The organism is Cryobacterium sp. 10I5 (genome assembly GCF_035019865.1).
In the GTDB taxonomy this organism is placed as follows: domain Bacteria; phylum Actinomycetota; class Actinomycetes; order Actinomycetales; family Microbacteriaceae; genus Cryobacterium; species Cryobacterium breve_A.
Genome location: NZ_JASJVI010000001.1, coordinates 168,371 through 188,655, shown reverse-complemented (window position 1 = coordinate 188,655; position 20,285 = coordinate 168,371). Strand labels below are relative to the sequence as shown.

The 20,285-nt window shown below is 67.6% G+C and carries 20 protein-coding genes; 16 read left to right on the top strand and 4 right to left on the bottom strand.

Annotated features, from left to right (window positions below; genetic code table 11):
* Positions 1-129: 129 nt before the first annotated feature.
* The 5 genes from QN350_RS00860 (at position 130) to QN350_RS00840 (ending at position 6,777) form a co-directional block, all read left to right on the top strand.
* Positions 130-756, top strand: coding sequence for a DivIVA domain-containing protein (locus QN350_RS00860; RefSeq protein WP_322139682.1), 627 nt, complete (start codon positions 130-132; stop codon positions 754-756).
* Positions 746-1,393, top strand: coding sequence for a signal peptidase II (lspA, locus tag QN350_RS00855; RefSeq protein ID WP_322139683.1), 648 nt, complete (start codon positions 746-748; stop codon positions 1,391-1,393). Before QN350_RS00860 ends, lspA begins: the two co-directional genes overlap by 11 nt.
* Positions 1,394-1,400: 7 nt before the next feature.
* Positions 1,401-2,321 (top strand): RluA family pseudouridine synthase, encoded by a 921-nt coding sequence (locus QN350_RS00850; RefSeq protein WP_322139684.1) that lies wholly within the window; start codon positions 1,401-1,403, stop codon positions 2,319-2,321.
* Between the two features lie 107 nt (positions 2,322-2,428).
* A complete protein-coding gene (dnaE, locus tag QN350_RS00845) occupies positions 2,429-5,896 on the top strand; it encodes a DNA polymerase III subunit alpha (protein ID WP_416173074.1) in 3,468 nt (1,155 codons plus the stop codon).
* A 47-nt stretch (positions 5,897-5,943) separates the two neighbouring features.
* The gene (locus tag QN350_RS00840) at positions 5,944-6,777 is read left to right on the top strand and encodes a lysophospholipid acyltransferase family protein (protein ID WP_323502730.1); all 834 of its coding nucleotides are present in this window, start codon (positions 5,944-5,946) and stop codon (positions 6,775-6,777) included.
* 27 nt (positions 6,778-6,804) lie between these two features.
* Here QN350_RS00840 and QN350_RS00835 read toward each other — a convergent pair whose 3' ends face one another.
* A complete protein-coding gene (locus tag QN350_RS00835; protein WP_322139687.1) occupies positions 6,805-7,359 on the bottom strand; it encodes a flavin reductase family protein in 555 nt (184 codons plus the stop codon).
* A gap of 73 nt (positions 7,360-7,432) precedes the next feature.
* On the opposite strand from QN350_RS00835, the gene hisD reads away from it, so the two are divergent.
* The 4 genes from hisD to QN350_RS00815 all read left to right on the top strand — a co-directional run bounded on the left by hisD (position 7,433) and on the right by QN350_RS00815 (position 10,974).
* On the top strand, positions 7,433-8,737 hold the full coding sequence (gene hisD / locus QN350_RS00830) for a histidinol dehydrogenase (RefSeq protein ID WP_322139688.1): 1,305 nt from the start codon (positions 7,433-7,435) through the stop codon (positions 8,735-8,737).
* Between the two features lie 225 nt (positions 8,738-8,962).
* Positions 8,963-9,454, top strand: coding sequence for a transcriptional regulator NrdR (gene nrdR / locus QN350_RS00825; RefSeq protein WP_322139689.1), 492 nt, complete (start codon positions 8,963-8,965; stop codon positions 9,452-9,454).
* A gap of 3 nt (positions 9,455-9,457) precedes the next feature.
* Positions 9,458-10,486 (top strand): quinone-dependent dihydroorotate dehydrogenase, encoded by a 1,029-nt coding sequence (locus tag QN350_RS00820; RefSeq protein WP_322139690.1) that lies wholly within the window; start codon positions 9,458-9,460, stop codon positions 10,484-10,486.
* A 98-nt stretch (positions 10,487-10,584) separates the two neighbouring features.
* A complete protein-coding gene (locus tag QN350_RS00815; RefSeq protein WP_281534790.1) occupies positions 10,585-10,974 on the top strand; it encodes a hypothetical protein in 390 nt (129 codons plus the stop codon).
* Positions 10,975-11,002: 28 nt separating this feature from the next.
* Here the strand turns inward: QN350_RS00815 and QN350_RS00810 are convergent, their stop codons facing one another.
* Positions 11,003-12,049: an App1 family protein gene (locus QN350_RS00810; RefSeq protein ID WP_322139691.1), complete on the bottom strand. Its 1,047-nt coding sequence runs from the start codon at positions 12,047-12,049 to the stop codon at positions 11,003-11,005.
* 162 nt (positions 12,050-12,211) lie between these two features.
* On the opposite strand from QN350_RS00810, the gene QN350_RS00805 reads away from it, so the two are divergent.
* The 5 genes from QN350_RS00805 (at position 12,212) to QN350_RS00785 (ending at position 16,254) form a co-directional block, all read left to right on the top strand.
* Positions 12,212-12,919 (top strand): TetR family transcriptional regulator, encoded by a 708-nt coding sequence (locus QN350_RS00805; RefSeq protein ID WP_322139692.1) that lies wholly within the window; start codon positions 12,212-12,214, stop codon positions 12,917-12,919.
* An 86-nt stretch (positions 12,920-13,005) separates the two neighbouring features.
* Entirely contained in the window at positions 13,006-13,896 is an 891-nt protein-coding gene (locus QN350_RS00800) for an ABC transporter ATP-binding protein (protein ID WP_322139693.1), read from the top strand.
* Positions 13,893-14,591, top strand: coding sequence for an ABC transporter permease (locus tag QN350_RS00795; RefSeq protein ID WP_281534792.1), 699 nt, complete (start codon positions 13,893-13,895; stop codon positions 14,589-14,591). Before QN350_RS00800 ends, QN350_RS00795 begins: the two co-directional genes overlap by 4 nt.
* Positions 14,588-15,325, top strand: a complete 738-nt coding sequence (locus tag QN350_RS00790; protein WP_322139694.1) for an ABC transporter permease — start codon at positions 14,588-14,590, stop codon at positions 15,323-15,325. The genes QN350_RS00795 and QN350_RS00790 overlap by 4 nt, the downstream gene beginning before the upstream one ends.
* Before the next feature lie 2 nt (positions 15,326-15,327).
* The gene (locus QN350_RS00785) at positions 15,328-16,254 is read left to right on the top strand and encodes an ABC transporter substrate-binding protein (protein ID WP_322139695.1); all 927 of its coding nucleotides are present in this window, start codon (positions 15,328-15,330) and stop codon (positions 16,252-16,254) included.
* Between the two features lie 80 nt (positions 16,255-16,334).
* On the opposite strand, the gene QN350_RS00780 is transcribed toward QN350_RS00785, so the two are convergent.
* Both QN350_RS00780 and QN350_RS00775 read right to left on the bottom strand, forming a co-directional pair.
* Positions 16,335-17,294: a M56 family metallopeptidase gene (locus tag QN350_RS00780; protein ID WP_322139696.1), complete on the bottom strand. Its 960-nt coding sequence runs from the start codon at positions 17,292-17,294 to the stop codon at positions 16,335-16,337.
* A 28-nt stretch (positions 17,295-17,322) separates the two neighbouring features.
* Positions 17,323-17,709, bottom strand: coding sequence for a BlaI/MecI/CopY family transcriptional regulator (locus tag QN350_RS00775; protein WP_322139697.1), 387 nt, complete (start codon positions 17,707-17,709; stop codon positions 17,323-17,325).
* Between the two features lie 97 nt (positions 17,710-17,806).
* Here QN350_RS00775 and QN350_RS00770 point away from each other — a divergent pair, with 97 nt between their 5' ends.
* Both QN350_RS00770 and cydB read left to right on the top strand, forming a co-directional pair.
* Complete coding sequence (locus tag QN350_RS00770; protein ID WP_322139698.1) at positions 17,807-19,219, top strand: cytochrome ubiquinol oxidase subunit I; 1,413 nt, start codon at positions 17,807-17,809, stop codon at positions 19,217-19,219.
* A 9-nt stretch (positions 19,220-19,228) separates the two neighbouring features.
* Positions 19,229-20,233, top strand: a complete 1,005-nt coding sequence (gene cydB, locus QN350_RS00765) for a cytochrome d ubiquinol oxidase subunit II (protein WP_322139699.1) — start codon at positions 19,229-19,231, stop codon at positions 20,231-20,233.
* Positions 20,234-20,285 lie beyond the last annotated feature (52 nt).

Genomic DNA, 20,285 nt, shown 5'->3' with positions numbered 1-20,285 from the left:
CCGTTCCGGAGTGCGGCATGTATTCTTGATCGAGGCGTCCCGGGTGCGCGTGTGCACCACGCACATTCCGGTAGCGTCAACTATTCGTTCGACAAAAAGTTCTCAACTGAGTTTTAAGGGTGGAAAGCCATGGCGCTAACTCCGGAAGATGTAGTCAACAAGCGGTTCCAGTCGACCAAGTTCCGTGAAGGATACGATCAGGACGAGGTGGATGACTTCCTCGACGAGGTCGTCGTCGAGCTTCGCCGCCTGACCGCCGAAAACGAGGAACTCCGCGCCGGTGTCAGCACCGAGGCCGGAAGCGCCCCCGTTGTCGCTCCCGTCGAAGACGTCAAGGCTCCCGAGGTCGTTCCCGCGCCCGTCGTCGTTCCCGCCGTTGTCGCCGCTGCGGCGCCGGTGCCCGAACCGATCGATGAGACCGCCGGCACCACGAACCTGCTGCAGCTGGCCCGCCGCCTGCACGAGGAACACGTCAAGGAAGGCGCCGAGAAGCGCGACGCCCTCATCGCGGAGGGCCACGCAACGGCGGCCCGCCTCGTTGCAGAGGCCGAAGCCAAGCAGCGCGCACAGAACACGATCCTGGACAAGGAACGCTCCGTCCTCGAGGACAAGATCGACGGGCTCCGCACCTTCGAGCGCGAATACCGCCAGAAGCTGAAGAGCTACATCGAGGGCCAGCTGCACGACCTCGATGCGGCCTCACCGGTCGGCGCCGAGAGCGCGCAGAAGCCTAGCTACCAGGGCTTTGGCTCCTAAGGTCCGAACGAAAGGGCGATCCAGCGCGCTCATCGTTCTGGGCCTCGCCGCGCTGGGCGTCTATGCGCTTGACCAGACGGCCAAGTTCCTTGTCGTCAGCTACCTGACCGAAGGAAGTACCGTCCGGGTTCTGGGGGATGTGCTGCAATGGCACTTCGTCCGGAACCCGGGCGCGGCGTTCAGCCTCGCCACCGGCATGACGTGGATCTTCACGATCATCGCCGCCGCTGTCGTGGTGTTCATCGTGATCTTCGCCGGGCGCATCCGTTCGTTGGCGTGGGCGCTCGTCTTCGGACTGCTCCTTGGCGGCGTGCTCGGAAACCTCACCGACCGTCTCTTCCGGGAGCCGTCCTTCGGACTGGGCCACGTCGTCGACTTCATCACGACCCCCTGGCTGATCCCCGCGATCTACAACGTCGCGGACGCGTCGATCGTCACGAGCATGGTGATCTTCATGATCCTTACCATCCGCGGCATCGGCCTCGACGGTCGCCGGTCCGTGCGCGAACCGGCCGAGCCCGCCGATGCCACCATCGCTGGCGCCGATTCGGCCGATGCGGCCGATCCCGGCCCCAGAACGGCACCGCCCGTGGCCGCAGACGGCACTCCCGCAACACCCACCCAGTTAGCACCCTGATTCCCCCATGGAAACCCGTTCCCTTCCCCTTCCGGACGGCCTCGCCGGCGTGCGCGTCGACGCCGGCATCGCCAAGCTCCTCGGCTTCTCCCGCAGCTTCGCTGCCGAGGTCGCCGAAGCCGGTGGTGTCGCCATCGACGGCGTCGTGGTCGGCAAGTCCGACCGGTTGCACGCAGGCAGCTGGCTCGAGGTGAACTGGCAGCCGAAGGACGCCCTTGAGATCGTGCCGATCGAGGTTCCCGACCTCACGATCGTCTACGACGACGAGAGCATCGTCGTCGTGAACAAGCCCTCCGGTGTCGCCGCTCACCCGAGCGTCGGCTGGACCGGCCCGACGGTCCTCGGCGCCCTTGCCGCAGGCGGCTACCGGATCGCGACGTCCGGCGCTTCGGAGCGTGCGGGCATCGTGCACCGCCTCGACGTGGGCACAAGCGGCCTCATGGTCGTCGCGAAGTCCGAGACGGCCTACGTCGCCCTCAAGAAGGCCTTCCACGACCGCGAGGTCGAAAAGATCTACCATGCCGTCGTGCAGGGCCACCCCGACCCGAGCGCGGGCACGATCGACGCGCCCATCGGCAGGCACCCGCGCTCAGACTGGAAATTCGCCGTCATCGCCGGCGGCAAGGACTCGGTCACGCACTACGAAACCCTCGAGGCCTTCCCCTCGGCGTCCCTGCTCGAAGTGCACCTGGAAACGGGACGCACCCACCAGATCCGGGTTCACATGGCCGCCCAGCGGCATCCGTGCGTCGGCGACGCCATGTACGGCGCAGACCCCTCGATCACGGCCAGGCTCGGCCTGACCCGGCAGTGGCTGATCGCCAAACAGCTTGCCTTCTTCCACCCGGAATCCCGGGAATGGGTCACCTTCTCCGCCGAGTACCCCGCGGACCTCGAGCATGCCCTGACCGTGCTCAGGGATGTCTAGGCTAGGACCACAACCCACCATCTACCGGAGCATCCGTGTCGAATACCACTAGCGCGAACGGATCGAACGATTCCTTCGTGCACCTGCACGTGCACAGCGAATACTCCATGCTCGACGGGGCCGCCCGCGTCAAGCCGCTGATCAAAGAGGCCGTCGAACAGGGCATGCCCGCGGTCGCCATCACGGACCACGGCAACATGTTCGGCGCGTTCGACTTCTGGAAGTCCGCGACGGACGCCGGCATCAAGCCCATCATCGGCACAGAGGCCTACATCACCCCCGGCACCGACCGGCGGGACAAGACCAGGGTCAAATGGGGCACGAGCGGCCAGAACCGTGACGACGTCGGCGGCAGCGGCGCATACACGCACATGACGTTGCTCGCCGAAAACACCGCGGGCATGCACAACCTGTTCCGGCTCTCGACGAAGGCCTCGCTCGAGGGGTACTACTTCAAGCCCCGGATGGACCGCGAGCTGCTGAGCGAGTTCTCGAACGGACTGATCGGCACGACCGGCTGCGTCGGCGGCGAGGTACAGACCCGTCTGCGCCTCGGCCAGTACGAGGAGGCGAAGAAGGCGGCGGGGGAGTTGCGCGACATCTTCGGCCCCGAGAACTATTTCTGCGAGATCATGGACCACGGCATCGACATCGAGCGCCGCACCATGAGCGAACTGCTCCGCCTCGCCAAGGAACTCAACCTCCCGCTCGTCGCCACGAACGACCTGCACTACACCCACGCCCACGACGCGACGGCGCACGCCGCCCTGCTCTGCGTGCAGTCGGCGTCGACGCTCGACGACCCCAACCGGTTCAAGTTCGACTCAGACGAGTTCTACCTCAAGACCGCTGCCCAGATGCGGCACCTCTTCCGCGACAACCCGGAGGCGTGCGACAACACACTGCTGATCGCCGAGCGGTGCGAGGTGAAGTTCGATACCCAGGCGAACTACATGCCCCGCTTCCCGACCCCGGAGGGCGAGAACGAGGAAAGCTGGTTCGTCAAGGAGACCGAGCTCGGTCTGGCCCGCCGGTACCCGAACGGCATTCCCGCCGAGGTGCGCACGCGGGCGGACTACGAGGTCGGCATCATCGCCCAGATGGGCTTCCCCGGTTACTTCCTCGTCGTCGCCGACTTCATCATGTGGTCCAAGACGAACGGCATCCGGGTCGGCCCGGGGCGTGGCTCGGGAGCCGGGTCGATGGTCGCGTACGCGATGGGCATCACTGACCTCGACCCGCTCGTGCACGGCCTGATCTTCGAGCGGTTCCTCAACCCGGACCGCGTCTCGATGCCTGACTTCGACGTCGACTTCGACGACCGGCGCCGCGGCGAGGTCATCCACTACGTGACCGAGAAGTACGGCTCCGAGCGCGTCGCCCAGATCGTCACCTATGGCACCATCAAGGCCAAGCAGGCGCTGAAAGACTCCAGCCGGGTGCTCGGCTTCCCGTTCGGGATGGGCGACAAGCTCACCAAGGCCATGCCTCAGCCGATCATGGGCAAGGACATGCCGCTCACCGGCATGTTCGACAAGGACCACCCGCGCTACCGCGAGGCCGTCGACTTCCGAGCGATCATCGAGACGGATGCCGAAGCCCGCACGGTCTTCGACACCGCCCTCGGCCTCGAGAACCTGAAACGCCAGTGGGGCGTGCACGCGGCCGGCGTGATCATGTCGTCCGACCCGCTGATCGACATCGTGCCCGTCATGAAGCGCGAGGCCGACGGCCAGATCGTCACCCAGTTCGACTACCCGGCCTGTGAGTCCCTCGGCCTGATCAAGATGGACTTCCTCGGGCTCCGCAACCTCACCATCATCGACGACGCCCTCGACAACATCGCCGTCAACCGCGGCCACCGGCCCGTGCTCGAGGACCTCGGCCTCGACGACCCGATCGCATACGAACTGCTCGCCCGCGGAGACACCCTCGGCGTCTTCCAGCTCGACGGCGGCCCGATGCGTGCGCTGCTCCGCCTGATGAAACCCGACAACTTCGAGGACATCTCCGCGGTCATCGCGCTCTACCGTCCGGGCCCCATGGGCGCGAACTCGCACACCAACTACGCGCTGCGGAAGACCGGGCAGCAGGAGATCGTCCCGATCCACCCCGAACTCGAGGAAGCTCTCAAGGACGTCATCGGCACGACATACGGCCTGATCGTCTACCAGGAACAGGTCATGTCGATCGCGCAGAAGCTCGCCGGCTTCTCGCTCGGCCAGGCCGACCTGCTGCGCCGGGCCATGGGAAAGAAGAAGAAGTCGGAGCTCGACAAGCAGTTCGCCGGGTTCTCCGCCGGAATGAAGACCAACGGGTACTCCATGGAGGCGGTGAAGACCGTCTGGGACATCCTCCTGCCGTTCTCCGACTACGCCTTCAACAAGGCGCACTCCGCGGCGTACGGCGTGGTCAGCTACTGGACCGCCTACCTCAAGGCGCACTACCCGGCCGAGTACATGGCGGCGCTGCTCACGAGCGTCGGCGACTCCCGCGACAAGCTCGCGCTCTACCTCAACGAGTGCCGCCGAATGGGCATCCAGGTGCTCCCGCCGGACGTCAACGAGTCGATCGGCTACTTCGCGGCCGTCGGTCCGGACATCCGCTTCGGTCTCGGCGCCGTGCGCAACGTGGGCTTCAACGTCGTCGACGCGATCCGCGCCTCCCGCGACGAGAAGGGCCGCTTCGAGTCCTTCCATGACTTCCTCCGCAAGGTGCCGATCCAGGTCGCGAACAAGCGGACGGTCGAATCGCTCGTCAAGGCCGGCGCGTTCGACTCCCTCGGGGCGACCCGCCGGGCCATGGTCGAGATCCACGAGGGTGCCGTCGAGTCCGCCGTGAAGATCAAGCGCGACGAGGAACACGGCATGGTCGGCTTCGACTTCGACAGCCTCTTCGACGACCCGCAGGAGACCGAGCAGGTCCCCGACCGACCGGAGTGGAGCAAGAAGGAGAAGCTCGCCTTCGAGCGCGACATGCTCGGCCTCTACGTGTCCGACCACCCGCTCGCGGGGCTCGAGATCCCGCTCGCAAAGCACGCGTCGACCTCGATCGCCGACCTTCTGGCCTCCGAGCAGACCCAGGATGCCGACACCGTCACGATCGCAGGACTCATCACGAGCGTGCAGCACCGGATCGCCAAGAAGAGCGGCAACCAGTACGGCATCATCCAGGTCGAGGACTTCGGCGGCGACATCGACGTGATGTTCATGGGCAAGGCGTACCAGGAGTTCGCGCCCGCGCTGATCAACGACTCGATCGTCGTGGTGCGCGGGCGGGTGAGCCTGCGGGACGACGGCATGAACATCCACGCCTATAGCCTCTTCGCGCCCGACCTGGGCCAGACCGGAGATTCCGGCACCCTCGCGATCACCCTCACAGAGGCGCGAGCGACGACGGACACCGTCACGGCGCTCGGCGACGTGCTGATCCGGCACCGCGGGTCCTCCGAGGTACGGCTCAAGCTGATCAAGAACGATTCGGCCCGTGTTTTCGAGCTGCCGTATCAGGTCACGATCAGCGCGGACCTGTTCGGCGAGCTCAAGAGCCTGCTCGGCCCGTTCTGCCTCAGCTGAGGCGGCGCATGGCTGGACGGCTATGCGCACCGGCATAGCCTTGGACCATGACACGTCGAACGAGCGAACCGTTCTACACCCCGGCGATCGTGGCCGGGCGGGGCATCTTCGGGGCCTTCCGGATCAAGGCGGCCGCGACCGGCCTCGACAACCTGCCCGACACCGGGGGAGCTGTCCTCGCGATCACCCACTTCGGTTATGCCGACTTCGCCCTCGTCGAATGGCAGGCCTGGCTACACAACCGCCGCCACATCCGCTTCCTGGCCAAGAAGGGCGCCTTCGACAAGCCCGTCGTCGGCTGGCTGCTGCGCGGCATGCACCACATCAGTGTCGATATGCAGGCGGGGGCCGCGGCCTACGGTGAGGCCGTCGCAGCCCTTCGGGCCGGCGAAATTCTCGGCGTCTTCCCCGAGGGTGGGGTCAACGCGTCCTTCACCGTGCGCGAGCTCAAGTCCGGCGCGGTCCGGATGGCGAGGGAAGCCGGCGTCCCGGTGATCCCGGTCGCGGTCTGGGGCGGCCACCGGCTGCTCACCAAGAATCACAAGCCCACCCTGCGGCAGGCCTACGGCGTGCCGATCCGCTTCGCCTTCGGCGCGCCGTTCGTGCTCGACCCTGCCAGGGACGCCGTCGAACTCACCGGGCAGCTGCACGGTACGCTCCAGGCCATGGTCGACGAACTCCAGGCCGGGTATCCCGTCGACGGTACCGGGCAGTGGTGGCAGCCGCGCCATCTCGGCGGCACGGCTCCGACCCCGGAGCAGGCTGCGGTCGTCGAGGCCGAACGCCAGCGGCTCCGCGCGCTCAAGCGCGAAGCGGCCACCCGGGAAGCGGCGACCCCGAAGGCCGCTGACCGCAAAACGGCCGGCCGCGACGACGCCTGACCCTGACGACGGGCTGCGCGCCCGGGTTCAGAGCGCCGCTTCCGGCCCCGGTACCCGGTACATCCGCTCGTGGTAGAGCAACGCCTCATCCTCGTCGCCGAGGCCGCCCTCCTCGATCTGAACTACGATCACGGCGCCGTTGTGCACGGTCACCCGGTCGACGATGTGACCGACCATCCAGCTGGTCACGTCGTTCAGGACGGGCAGGCCGTGCGGCCCCTCATGCCAGTGGTCGCCGACGAAGCGGAGGGCGTTCGGTCCGCTCATCCGCTCGGCCAGGGCACGGTTGCGCGCGCCGAGGGTGTGGATGACGACGCGCTCCGTTTCGGCGATGGCAGGCCAGGAACTGGCCGTGCGGGCCATGTTGAAGGTCGCGAGCGGCGGCACCGAGGACAGCGAGGCGAGGGAGGTCGCCGTGAAGCCGACGGGCGTGCCGTCGGCCTGCCGGGCCGTCACGCACGCGACTCCGGCCGCGTGGCGCCGGAATGCCTGCTTGAACGCGGCGAGATCAAGAGGGGCGTTCGGATCGCCCTCGAGCCGGGGAACGCTCGGCGCGTCGCGAATGTCGTTCAGTTCGTTCATGTCACTTGCCCCAAGGTCTGTGAAGGCCACCCTATTCCCGTGTGATGGATGTTGGTGGCTAGGCTGGTCAGACATGATCCAGAGACTTGACCTACGAGGCACCCGGCCGACGCCGGCCGAATTGCTCGCCACCGTTCCCCGCGCCGTCACCGATGTGACGGCCGCGAGCAGCGTGGCCGCCGAGCTCATTGCCGACGTGCGTGCGCGCGGCGAGGCGGCACTCTACGACCAGGCCGAACGGCTCGACCGGGTGCGCCCTGACGCGCTCCGGGTCCCCGAGAGCGACATCGCCGAGGCACTCGCCGCGCTCTCGCCCGAGGTGCGCACCGCCATCGAGGAGACCATCCGCCGGGTCAGGCTCGCGAGCGAGGCCCAGGTACCGCCGCGCGTGACCACGACGATCGCCGAGGGAGCCGTGATCACCCAGCGGTGGCAGCCGATCCGTCGCGTCGGCCTCTACGTGCCCGGCGGCAAGGCCGTCTACCCTTCGAGCGTCGTGATGAACGTCGTGCCGGCACAGGTCGCCGGGGTCACCTCGATCGCCCTCGCGTCCCCGCCGCAGCAGGCCTTCGGCGGACGAGTGCACCCGACAATCCTCGCCGTCGCAGGTCTCCTCGGCGTCACCGAGATCTACGCGATGGGCGGCGCCGGAGCCGTCGGCGCCTTCGCGTACGGGGTGCCGGGCCTCGGCCTCGACCCCGTCCAGCTCGTCACCGGCCCCGGCAACGTCTACGTCGCCGCCGCCAAGCGGCTCGTGCGCGGCGTCACCGGGATCGACTCGGAAGCCGGTCCCACCGACATCCTGGTGATCGCGGATGCCGGAGCAGACCCGCTGCTCGTCGCGGCCGACCTGGTCAGCCAAGCCGAGCACGACGAACTCGCGGCAGCCGTGCTCGTCACCGATTCGGCCGAGCTCGCGGACGCCGTCACTGCGCGACTCGCCGTGCTCGCGGTGACAACCCCCCACGGTGAGCGGGTGACCGCTTCGCTCTCCGGAACCCAGTCCGCGATCGTGCTCGTCGACGACCTCGCCGCCGCCGCCGCGTTCAGCAACGCCTTCGGCCCGGAGCACCTCGAGATCCAGACCAGGGACCCGCACGTCGAACTCGCGCTCATCGAGAACGCGGGCGCCATCTTCCTCGGCCCGAACTCGCCCGTGAGCCTCGGCGACTACTCGGCCGGCTCCAACCACGTCTTGCCGACCGGCGGCCAGGCCCGGTTCTCGTCCGGCCTCGGGGCGTACACCTTCCTCCGCCCGCAGCAGGTCGTCGAGTACAGCAGGGACGCCCTCCGCGGTGTCGCCGCCAACATCGCGGCGCTGTCGGACGCCGAGGACCTCCCGGCGCACGGGGCAGCCGTGACCGCCCGCTTCGCCTGACCCGCCTGACCCGAGCCGACCAGAGCCGAACCGACCAGACCCGAGCCGACCAGACCCGAACCAATTCGACGGAGATTTTGCCCGAAGAGCACCTGGGAGCGCTCGTTCGGGGTCTTTCAGACAGAATCTCCGTCGAATTCGTCAGGACGTGGGGCCGACCGTGTGAAACGACGCGCCCGGGCCGACGGCGAATCCCCCGGAAAGGGGCACTAGGCTGGCAGCACGATGTTTTGCCCGTTCTGCCGCCACCCGGACTCCCGAGTCATCGACTCGCGCACGAGCGACGACGGACTTTCGATTCGCCGCCGCCGCCAGTGTCCCGAATGCGGTCGGCGCTTCAGCACGACGGAGACGGCGAGCCTCAACATCGTCAAGCGCAGCGGCGTCGTCGAGCCGTTCAGCAGGGACAAGATCGTCACTGGCGTGCGCAAGGCATGCCAGGGTCGACCCGTGACCGACTCCGATCTCGCCCTCCTCGCCCAGCGTGTCGAGGAGACCATCCGCCAGACCGGCGCGTCCCAGGTCGCCGCGAACGACGTCGGCCTCGCGATCCTCCCGCCGCTCCGGGAACTCGACGAGGTCGCCTACCTGCGCTTCGCGAGCGTCTACCGCGCCTTTGACTCCCTCGAAGACTTCGAGAGCGCGATCGACCAGCTCCGCAGCGAACACCGGGAGAGCCTCCGCATCGAGGCCCTCGACGACGAGCCCGAACTGTAGCCGGTGTATCCCTTCTTCTTCCGGCATGTGCTGGCCCGGCTGGACCCCGAGCGCGCCCACCACCTGGCCTTCACCGTGATCCGGCTCCTCCCGGTAATCGGTCTCGGCCGGCTCACTCACCGCTTCACCCGGCCGCGAACCGACCAGTCCGTGCTGACCCTCGGCTTGCGCTTCGATTCCCCGTTCGGCGTTGCTGCGGGCTTCGACAAGGACGGTCTCGCCGTGATCGGCCTCGGCAGGCTCGGGTTCGGCCACGTCGAGGTCGGCACGATCACGGCACTGCCGCAGCCGGGAAATCCGAAGCCGCGGCTCTTCCGGCTGATCCCCGACCGCGCCGTGATCAACCGGATGGGTTTCAACAACCAGGGCGCGGCATCCGCTGCCGTGCGTCTCGCCCGGGTGCGCGCCGTCGCCGGCCGGCCCGTGCTCGGCATCAACATCGGCAAGAGCCGCGCAACCGCTGTGGAAGACGCCACGGCAGACTACCTTGTGAGCGCCAGGGCCCTCGCGCCGCTCGCCGACTACCTCGTCGTCAACGTGAGCTCACCGAACACCCCCGGCCTCCGCGGCCTGCAGGAACTCGATCAGCTCGCCCCGCTCCTCACCGCCGTCCGTGCGGCATCCGGGAGCACCCCCCTGCTCGTCAAGATCGCTCCGGACCTCCGTGACGAGGAGGTCACCCGCATTGCCGAACTCGTCGTACGGCTCGGCCTCGACGGAATCATCGCGACCAACACGACCATTTCACGCGAGGGTCTCACGACGGATGCCGCGCGGGTCGAGGCCATCGGGGCAGGCGGCCTGTCGGGCGCCCCGCTCCGGGCCCGTTCCCTCGCGGTGCTGCGCCTGATCCGGGCGAGCGTTCCCGCCGGCCTGTGCGTGATTTCCGTCGGCGGGGTCGAGACCGCCGCCGACGTCGCCGAGCGGCTCGACGCGGGGGCGACCCTCGTGCAGGGCTACACGGCGTTCCTCTACCGCGGACCGCTCTGGGCGCGCCAGGTTAACCGCGGCCTCGACCGGCTCCGCGCCTAGTCGTTCCCGGGTCAGGTCATGGCCCCGGCGCCGGTCCCGCCGCGCGAAGCCGCTTCCGTCACTCGCATTCTGCTGCCTCCACCCCTAGGGTCGAGATCATGACCGGCACGCGACAGCAGGCAGCACCCAGCACAGTGAAGTGGATCGTGGCAGCGGCCGCCGCCGTGCTCGTCCATTTCCTCGCCAGCGTGGCCCTGGTCTTCGAGCTGGTCGGCAATGCATACGCCTTCGCCGCGTCGATTCCGGGAGGCGGGGAGGTGAGCAGCAAGGACGAGCTCATCAAACTCGGCTCGAGCCCCGGGTTCGGCATCTTCTCGATCGCCGGAGTCGGAATCCTGGGCTTCATCGTGACACTCGCCCTCCTCGCGGCCCCGACCACGCGCCGCTGGGCGTGGGTCGCCCCCCTCGCCGGCATCGCGCTCGGTGTCCTCGTCGTCGAGTTCGCGACAGCGGCGTTCCAACCTCCCCTGCCGGACGTCGGCGGCTGAGTAAGTTCGGCCCCCGATTCCGGCCGGCTCAGGCGATGGGCGCACCGGGAGGGAGTAGCCCGAGCGTTACAAGCTGCCTCGCGAGGCTCGCACCGTCCGGCCCGTAGACCCAGCGGGGATCGGTGGACTCGAGGGCGGCATCCTTCGCCCGTCGGCCGGCGAGCACGGCCTCGCTCGGGGAGAGCTCGCGGATGGCTACCGCCTCGACACTGCCGGGGAACTCGCGCTGGAACTCGCTGTAGATGTCCTCGTCGTGCTGGCCGTCGTCCCCGACCAGGATCCAGCGGATCCCGGGGAACTCCAGGGCCAGGCGGCGCAGGTTGGCGCGCTTGTGGTCGGTGCCGCTGCGGAACCACCGATCGTGGGTGGGTCCCCAGTCGGTCAGCAGCAGTGCGCCGGCGGGGTAGAGGTTGCGGGAGAGGAAACGGGTCAGGGTCGGCGCGACGTTCCAGGCGCCCGTCGACAGGTAGATCACCGGGGACCCCGGCGCCGTCACGGTGAGACGGTCGAGGAGCACGGCCATGCCCGGGGTGGGCACCCTCGCGTGTTCGTCGAGCACGAACGTGTTCCAGGCGGCCAGCAGCGGCCGGGGGAGCGTCGTGACCATCACGGTGTCGTCGACGTCCGAGATGATGCCGCGATCGACCTGCGGGGCGACGATGAAGAGCGGCGCGTCGACGGGAGCCGAGGCGTCCGTGCTGAGCCTGGCGACCTGCCAGCCCGGCGTGAGCGGCAGCCGGATGACCGTGTCGACGACGCCGCCGCGGTCGGCGCTCACCTGGTGGGTGAAGCCGTTGATCTCGATCGTGACGGTGACGTCGTGCACGGGAACGGCCGTGAAACTGCGCCACCCACGGATGCCGGCCTCGCGTCGTTCCGCGCGCCAGCGCCTGCGCGTGAGGGCCTTCTTGGCGCGGGTCGGCTTCGCCAGCAGCACCCGGCAGAGAATGCGCACCCATTCGGTGCTGCCGTACCCCGCGTAGGGAATGACCGTCGGCAGATAGCCGCGTCTGCGGGCGCTGCGTTCACGACGTTCGTGCATCCAGTCTTCGATCCGTGCTGCGCGATGCATCATTTTCGCAGGTCGGCCCGTATTCGTCGTTCTGGAAGGCTTCGGCACACCTCCTAGTTTGTCATGTGCGGCCCCTTTCGGGTGGACCAGGTGATGCCGGGCCCGGATCTGGCACAGCCCGCGGGTCAAGACCCGTAGGATTGGGACCTACTTCAAGGAGGACAATTGTCACTCAGTGACCTTTTCGAGGGGGACATCGTTGAGGCCGGCGCGCAGGTCCGGATCGAACCCATTCAGCAACGCAGCACGGCACGCCTGTCCGGGCTGCTCGATGCCACGGCGATCGTCGTCGACGAGGTGGGTTTCGACCGGATCACAACCGCGATGGTCGCGGAACGCGCGGGGGCATCCATCGGAACCGTGTACCGCTATTACCCCGACCGGGTGGCAGTGCTGCATGCCCTGCGGGAGCGGGCCATCCAGCGCTATCGTCTCCGCGTCGCGAGGGACATCAGGCTTGCAGACCCGAAGACCGCCTGGGAGACGATCGATTGTGCCATCACGGCATTCGTCGAAATGTACCGGACGGAACCGGGCTTCCGGATCATGCACTTCGCCGAACGGGAACGACTGCCGATCAGCTCCGCGAGCCCGGCCGACGGGATCGAGGTCGGCTTCCTGGCCGGCCAGCTCGCGGTCGTTCTCTCCGAACGGTTCGGCCTCCCGTACGGGCCGGAGCTGTTGTTCCGGCTCGAGGTCATGGTCGAGATGGCCGCAGCGGTCCTGTCCAGAGGGTTCCAGTCCAACGTCCTGGGCGACGAACGATACATCGCAGAGGCGAGACGGGTCATCGAGGTGTACCTCGCCGGCTACTACGGCGAAGACCTCGAGCAGGACGGCGCCGGGGTCCCAGTCTTGGAATCTGCTGAGTAGAGCTTGGCATCCGGCGGCTTTCCTGATTGGGTGGGAGATCGCTGGCACGTGTTGATTCGACTTCAAGCGAGGAATGGGCCACTTCCATGATTGAGTTCCGATCGGTGACGAAAGAATTCCCGGACGGCACCCTTGCGGTCGACGACTTCAGCCTCACGCTTCCCTCGCACCGCACCACCGTGCTCGTCGGGTCCTCCGGCTCCGGCAAGACCACCCTGCTGCGGATGATCAACCGCATGGTCGATCCGACGTCCGGCACGATCGAGATCGACGGCGTCTCCGTCGCGTCCCTCGAACCCGTGAAGCTGCGGCGCAGCATCGGCTACGTCATGCAGAATTCGGGCCTGCTCCCGCACCGCACGGTCGTCGACAACGTCGCAACCGTGCCCCTCCTGCGCGGCGTGCCACGCCGGAAGGCCAGGGCGGACGCCCTCGACCTGTTGGACACCGTCGGGCTCGACCGTTCCATCGCCGACCGGTACCCGAGCCAGCTCTCCGGCGGCCAGCAACAGCGCGTCGGCGTGGCCCGCGGCCTCGCCGTCGATCCCAACATCCTCCTGATGGACGAGCCCTTCGGCGCCGTCGACCCGATCGTGCGCGCGGAGCTGCAGCAGGAGCTCATCCGGCTGCAGCATGAACTCGGCAAGACCGTCGTCTTCGTGACCCACGACATCGACGAGGCCTTCCTGCTCGGCGACCAGATCGCCATCCTGCGTGAGGGCGGCCGGATCGCCCAGCTCGGCACCCCGGCCGAGATCCTCGCCAACCCGGCCGACGACTTCGTTGCGAGCTTCATCGGCGCCGACCGGGGCAAGCGCGCCCTGCATATCGAAAGCCAGGAGGGCTCGGACGTGCTCGTCGACGCGGACGGGAGGCCCGCCGGGGTCCTCGTCGGCCAGCGCTCGAGCACCGGCTCGTCCGGCCGGGCGCTGTCCGGTGATTCGCTCGCTGTGACGGCGGAAGGACCGCCACTGTGACCTGGCTCTGGTCGAATCTCGACCTGGTCTGGCTTCGCACCCTCGATCACATCGTGCTGAGCCTGCCGCCGATCGTGTTGAGCTTCGTGATCGCTCTCCCGCTGGGCTGGCTGGCCAACCGGTACCGGCCGACCCGCGGGGCGATCCTCTCGATCGCGGGGCTGTTCTACGCCATCCCCTCCCTGCCGCTCCTGTTCATCCTGCCGGTGATCATCGGAACCAGCCTCCGTTCGCCCGCGAACCTGATTGCCGCCCTCACCCTCTACGGGCTCGCGCTCATGGTGCGTGTCGTCGCCGACGGGCTCGCATCCGTGGATCCCGACGTGCGCCAGTCCGCCACCGCCGTCGGCTTTTCGGCCTGGAGCCGGTTCTGGCTCGTCGAACTCCCGCTCGCAGGGCCCGTGCTCCTCGCCGGGGTGCGTGTGGTCGCCGTCAGTACCGTGAGCCTCGCGACCGTCGGCGCCGTGATCGGAGCAAAGAGCCTCGGCAGCCTGTTCACCGACGGCTTCCAGCGCGGCATCCAGGTCGAGATCATCACCGGCATCGTGGCAACGGTGCTGCTCGCCCTTGTGCTCGATGGGGCGGTCGTGCTGCTCGGCCGGGTGCTGATGCCGTGGACCCGCCGGATCCGGCGCATCCGCCCGGCGAGTGTCGCAGCGCTCGGCCCGATGACAGTCGTCCGGGGTACCGCATGAACTACTTCACGGATGCCGTCGCGTGGCTCCTCGACCCTTCGCACTATCCCGGCCCGACCGGGATCCCGACCCGGCTCGGCGAGCAGCTCCTCTTCACGGCTGTGACCCTCGCGCTCGCCTCGGTCATCGCCATCCCGATCGGATTCCTGATCGGGCACACCGGGCGTGGCCGGGGGATCGCCGTCGAGACCTCCGGCGGGCTGCGCGCCATCCCCACCCTCGGCCTGCTCACCCTCGTCGCCCTCTGGATCGGAATCGGCCTCGGCGCCCCCTATGTTGCGCTGACCGTGCTCGTGATCCCGCCCATCCTCGCCGGCGCGTACACCGGGTTCGAGGCGGTCAACCGCGCGACGATCGACGCGGCGAGGGCCGTCGGCATGACCGAGCTGCAGATCGTGCGCCACGTCGAGATACCCCTCGGACTTCCCTTGCTCATCGGGGGGCTGCGGTCAGCGACCCTGCAGGTCGTCGCAACGGCCACCCTGGCCGCATACGTCGCCGACTTCGGGCTCGGCCGGTTCCTCTTCGCCGGGCTCAAGACCAACGACTACGCCCAGATGCTCGGCGGGTCGATCCTGGTGATCCTGCTCGCCCTCGTGCTCGAGGGCCTCTTCGCCGGTCTCCAGAAACTCGTCGTGCCCCGCGGCGTCGCAGCAGGACGCCCGCCAGTCGACCGGAAGGCGTCGACCCGACGTCGCCCGGGGATGGAACCCGCCATCACGAAAGGAATCTGACAATGTTCACAGCGAAAAAAGGCCGGCTCGCGGCAGTCGCCGCGGTCGCGGTTGGGGCCGTCGTAGCCCTTGCAGGGTGTGCGTCCAGTAACCCACTGGGCACCGGAAGTAGCGCGTCGAGCGCACCGACGACACTTGTCGTCGGCTCCCAGGACTACTACTCGAACGAGATCATCGCCGAGATCTACGCCCAGGCGCTCGAGTCCAACGGCTTCACCGTCGACCGCCAGTTCCGGATCGGGCAGCGCGAGGTCTACCTCCCCGAGCTGAAGTCCGGGTCGATCGACGTCTTCCCCGAGTACACCGGCAGCCTGCTGCAGGCGCTCGACAAGGCCGCGGCCGGCGGGACGAGCGATGCGGTGCACGACCAGCTCGTCAAGGTGCTCCCCAGCGGTCTGACCGCGCTCAACAGGTCCGATGCGAGCGACCAGAACTCGTGGACTGCGACAAAGGCCTTTGTCGACAAGTACAAGCTCACCGACATCGCGTCCCTCAAGAACGTCACAGAGCCCATCACGGTCGGCGGCAACTCGGAACTGGAGACGCGTCCCTATGGGCCGACGGCGCTCAAGGACAAGTACGGCATCACGATCGCCGGCTTCGTTCCCGTCGAGGACAACGGCGGACCGCTCACGGTCAAGGCGCTCGTCGACAACAAGATCCAGCTCGCCAACATCTACACGGCCGACCCGAACATCAAGTCGAACAACCTCGTCGCCCTCGCCGACCCGGACGGACTGTTCTTCCCAGACAACGTCGTGCCCATCGTCTCGAGCAAGGTCGACGAGAAGGCGACCGGCGTTCTGAACAAGATCAGTGCGGCGATGACGGCAGCGGACCTCGTGAGCCTCAACGCCCAGAGTGTCAACGACAAGGAGTCGGCTGACAAGATCGCCTCCGCGTGGCTCGCACAGGCCAAGCTGTTCTAGCCTGACCGACACCACAGGAATGACCCATGACCGCCCGGCTGCCCCCCCCCCCGGGGCGGTCATTTCTCTGTCAAGGACGCTCAGGCCTGGGCGAGGAGCAGGGTCGGCAGCACGAGGAGGGCGGCGGCAGAGCCGACAACGGCGACGCAGGCCGCTGTCGAGAGTCGGGGCGGCGGGGCCAGCAGTCGGCGGACCCGGGGCGTGACGAGATCGGCGGGACGGTCGGAGGAAACGAACGCCGCGGCATCCGCTGCCTCGGTGGGGAACCGCGCCTCTGGCTCGCGGCCGAGTCCGGCGGAGCCCACGAGCGCGATCGCCGTCGCCAGGGTGTGGTCGTCCACGGCCCGCCTGGCCTGGTCGTCCGCGAGCATTTCGACGAGCAGGGCGACGGCGTTCTCGGCCCGGTTCGCGATCGGGAACCACGGAAGGGCGTTGTGCCAGGACTTGAACGCCACGAGAACAAGGTGGTGCCGCTGGGCGAGGTGGGCCTCCTCGTGCGCCACGACGGCCAGCACCTGATCCGCGTCGAGCAGGCTCAGCAGGCCGCGGGAGAGCACCGTCGCCGAGTGCGTCACGCTCGGCAGACAATAAGCGACGGGAGCGGCGTGGTCGATGACCCGGGTGCTCGGCCGTCCCTCGAGCGGCTCGCTCAACAGTCGCACAAGGTTGAGGTGCCTGCGTTGCTGTCGTTCGGCGTGCACGAACGTCACCGCGAGGTTGAGCACGAGATGGCCGCCGAGCAGCAGGGCACCGCAGAGGGCGAGCACATGATCGAGTGACGTGCCCGCCGGGACAGAGCCCGTCACGAGGTGGTCTGCCAGCGAACGGATGCCGGCGACCGGGTTCGCACCGAACGGGATCAGCCCGTAGACGAAGAGCGCCCCGATCATCGCGAGCCCGCCCGCGAGGGCGATCGACTGCCAGAGCACGAGGGCGACGCCGGGGGAGCCCGCCGGCCAGGCCGCCCGCGCGAGCAGCACCGGAACCGGCCAGGCCAGCACGACCGCGAGAAGCCCGAGGCAGAGCGCTGTGATCAGCATGGCGACCGTGGTTCCGCTCGGGGCCCCGTCACTTCGGGTGAACGGTGATCGGCTCGAGGAGTCGTCGCAGGGTCTCCGCTTCCTGGGGGCTGACGCTTCCGATGAAGCGCGCGAGCGCGTCCTGGCGGTCCGGAGCTGACCCCAGGACCTCGTGCATCAGGCCGGCGGTGTGTTCTGCCCTCGTCGTCACCGCGTGGTAGCGATGTGGGCGGTTGCCCCGGTCACGGGCGACGAAGCCCTTGGTCTCGAGCCGGGACAGCACCGTGAGCACGGTTGTGGTGGCGAGCGGCTTGGACTTGGCGGCACTCGTCGCCGGTGTGAGCAGGCGGTCACGCAATTCGTTCGCGGGCAGCGATTCGCCGGAGTCCCACAGGACATCCATCAACAATCTCTCCAGCGCACCGAGGCTTCCCATAGTCAGGGAGTTTAGTATGCCGATTCGTCTTCTTCTACGGCCCGTAGAAGTGTATGTTTTCTACGTACCGTAGAAATGACGATCGCCGGGAGGGCGCATGAACGAGTGGCTTGACCCGCTGCTGCTATCGAGATGGCAGTTCGGACTCACAACGGTGTATCACTTCCTGTTCGTCCCGCTCACGATCGGCCTCGCGCTGACCGTGGCGATCTTCCAGACGGCCTGGGTGCGCACCGACAAGACCAAGTGGCTCCAGCTCACGCACTTCTTCGGCAAGCTGTTCCTGATCAACTTCGCCATGGGCGTCGTCACGGGCATCGTGCAGGAGTTCCAGTTCGGCATGAACTGGTCGACGTACTCCCGTTTCGTCGGTGACGTCTTCGGCGCCCCGCTCGCCTTCGAGGGCATCACCGCATTCTTCCTCGAGGCGACCTTCATCGGCCTGTGGATCTTCGGCTGGGACAAGCTGCCCAAGGGGCTGCACCTCGCGACGATCTGGCTGACCGTGGTCGGGTCCATCGCCTCCGCCTACTTCATCCTCGCCGCGAACGCCTTCATGCAGAACCCGATCGCCTTCCGGATCAACGAGGAGCGCGGCCGCGCCGAGCTGACCGACATCGGCACCCTGCTGACCAACCCGATCTCCCTCGCCTCCTTCCCGCACACGATCTTCGCGTGCTTCATGGTGTCCGCAGGCCTGATCATCTCGGTCGCCGCCTTCCACCTCTACCGCAAGCAGCACGTCGACACGATGCGCCCTGCGCTCAAGTTCGGCCTGTGGATGATGGTCATCTCCGGCGCCCTGACGACCTTCTTCGGCGACTCCCTGAGCCTCGCGATGGTCAAGGCCCAGCCGATGAAGATGGCCGCGGCCGAGGCGATGTACCACACGGCGACGGGCGCCAACGCGTCCTTCTCGCTCTTCACCCTCGGCACCCCGGACGGCGTGAGCGAACTGTTCTCCGTCCGCATCCCCTACCTGCTCTCGTTCCTCTCCACGCACACCCTCGACGGCACCGTCGAGGGCATCAACAACCTGCAGGACCAGTACACGACGCTGTACGGGCCCGGGGACTACACACCGATGATCTGGGTCACCTACTGGGCCTTCCGCTGGATGATCGGCCTCGGCATCGCGCACATCCTGGTCGCCGTTGTCGGCCTCTGGCTCACTCGGAAGGGCCGCAGCCCCAAGGCGACCTGGATCTGGAAGGTCGCCATCTGGTCCTTCCCGTTCTCCCTCGCAGCGATGAGCGTCGGCTGGATCTTCACCGAGATGGGACGCCAGCCCTGGCTCGTGTTCGGGCTCCTGAAGACCCAGGACGGCGTCTCGCCGAACGTGACCGGCCTGACCATCCTGATCTCCCTGATCGCATTCACCCTCGTCTACGGCGTGCTCGCGGTCGTCGAATTCCGGTTGATCACCCGCGCCGTGCGCAAGGGCCCAGAGGATGCCCCGGTGCCGGACGCGGAGACCGGCGTCACCCCCCAGCGCGTCACGGTCTACTAGGAGCAACTGATGGAACTCAACATTCTCTGGTTCTGGATCATCGCCGTGATGTTCATCGGCTACTTCGTCCTCGACGGTTTCGACTTCGGAGTCGGCATGTCCCTGCCGTTCCTCGGCAAGGACGACACCGACCGCCGCGTGCTGATCAACTCGATCGGCCCCGTCTGGGACCTCAACGAGACCTGGGTGATCGTCGCGGGCGCCTCGCTCTTCGCCGCGTTCCCCGAGTGGTACGCGACGATGTTCAGCGGCTTCTACCTCGCCCTGCTGGTCATCCTTCTCGCCCTCATCGTGCGCGGCGTCTCCTTCGAATACCGGCACCAGCGGCCGGAATCCGAGTGGAAGAAGTGGTTCGACGGCATGATCGTCGTCGGAAGCGCCATTCCGGCCCTGCTCTGGGGTGTCGCATTCGCGAACGTCGTCCAGGGCGTCCAGCTCGACGCCGGGCACAACTACACGGGAACCTTCTTCGACCTGCTGAACCCGTACGCACTGCTCGGCGGGGTGACGACACTGCTCCTGTTCTTCACCCACGGCGTCGTGTTCGTCTCCCTGAAGACGGACGGGGAGATCCGCCTCCGTGCCCGCAAGCTCGCGACCAAGGCAGGGCTCGTGACGATCGTCGTCGCCGCGTCATTCCTGCTCTGGACCGTGCTCGCCTTCGGCAGCCTCTTCACCGCACTGTTCGCCGCGGCAGCGGCCGTCGCCCTGATCGGGTCCTTCCTGCTCAACCTGCGCGGATCGGAGGGCTGGGCGTTCACGCTCATGGCCGCGACGATCGGCCTCGCCGTGCTCACCCTGTTCGCCTCACTGTTCCCGGACGTGATGCCGGCGAGCAATGACGCCGCGAACAGCCTCACGATCGACAACGCCTCCTCGACGCCGTACACGCTCCAGGTCATGACTTGGACCGCGGTGATCGCAGCTCCGGTGATCTTCCTGTACCAGGGCTGGACCTACTGGGTTCTGCGCAAGCGGGTCAGTCGCAGTAGCATCGAAGCCGCAGCGCTCTAGGAGCGTCCGGGGGCCCCCCCCCAACCCGCCGCACCGGGGGGCCCCCGACCTA

Excerpts from the sequence above, each read along its gene's own strand:
- QN350_RS00860 (WP_322139682.1), top strand. The coding sequence starts at position 130 with ATGGCGCTAACTCCGGAAGATGTAGTCAACAAGCGGTTCCAGTCGACC.
- QN350_RS00850 (WP_322139684.1), top strand. The coding sequence starts at position 1,401 with ATGGAAACCCGTTCCCTTCCCCTTCCGGACGGCCTCGCCGGCGTGCGC.
- dnaE (WP_416173074.1), top strand. The coding sequence starts at position 2,429 with ATGCTCGACGGGGCCGCCCGCGTCAAGCCGCTGATCAAAGAGGCCGTC.
- QN350_RS00840 (WP_323502730.1), top strand. The coding sequence starts at position 5,944 with ATGACACGTCGAACGAGCGAACCGTTCTACACCCCGGCGATCGTGGCC.
- QN350_RS00835 (WP_322139687.1), bottom strand. The coding sequence starts at position 7,359 with ATGAACGAACTGAACGACATTCGCGACGCGCCGAGCGTTCCCCGGCTC.
- hisD (WP_322139688.1), top strand. The coding sequence starts at position 7,433 with ATGATCCAGAGACTTGACCTACGAGGCACCCGGCCGACGCCGGCCGAA.
- nrdR (WP_322139689.1), top strand. The coding sequence starts at position 8,963 with ATGTTTTGCCCGTTCTGCCGCCACCCGGACTCCCGAGTCATCGACTCG.
- QN350_RS00815 (WP_281534790.1), top strand. The coding sequence starts at position 10,585 with ATGACCGGCACGCGACAGCAGGCAGCACCCAGCACAGTGAAGTGGATC.
- QN350_RS00810 (WP_322139691.1), bottom strand. The coding sequence starts at position 12,049 with ATGATGCATCGCGCAGCACGGATCGAAGACTGGATGCACGAACGTCGT.
- QN350_RS00800 (WP_322139693.1), top strand. The coding sequence starts at position 13,006 with ATGATTGAGTTCCGATCGGTGACGAAAGAATTCCCGGACGGCACCCTT.
- QN350_RS00790 (WP_322139694.1), top strand. The coding sequence starts at position 14,588 with ATGAACTACTTCACGGATGCCGTCGCGTGGCTCCTCGACCCTTCGCAC.
- QN350_RS00785 (WP_322139695.1), top strand. The coding sequence starts at position 15,328 with ATGTTCACAGCGAAAAAAGGCCGGCTCGCGGCAGTCGCCGCGGTCGCG.
- QN350_RS00780 (WP_322139696.1), bottom strand. The coding sequence starts at position 17,294 with ATGCTGATCACAGCGCTCTGCCTCGGGCTTCTCGCGGTCGTGCTGGCC.
- QN350_RS00775 (WP_322139697.1), bottom strand. The coding sequence starts at position 17,709 with ATGGGAAGCCTCGGTGCGCTGGAGAGATTGTTGATGGATGTCCTGTGG.
- QN350_RS00770 (WP_322139698.1), top strand. The coding sequence starts at position 17,807 with ATGAACGAGTGGCTTGACCCGCTGCTGCTATCGAGATGGCAGTTCGGA.
- cydB (WP_322139699.1), top strand. The coding sequence starts at position 19,229 with ATGGAACTCAACATTCTCTGGTTCTGGATCATCGCCGTGATGTTCATC.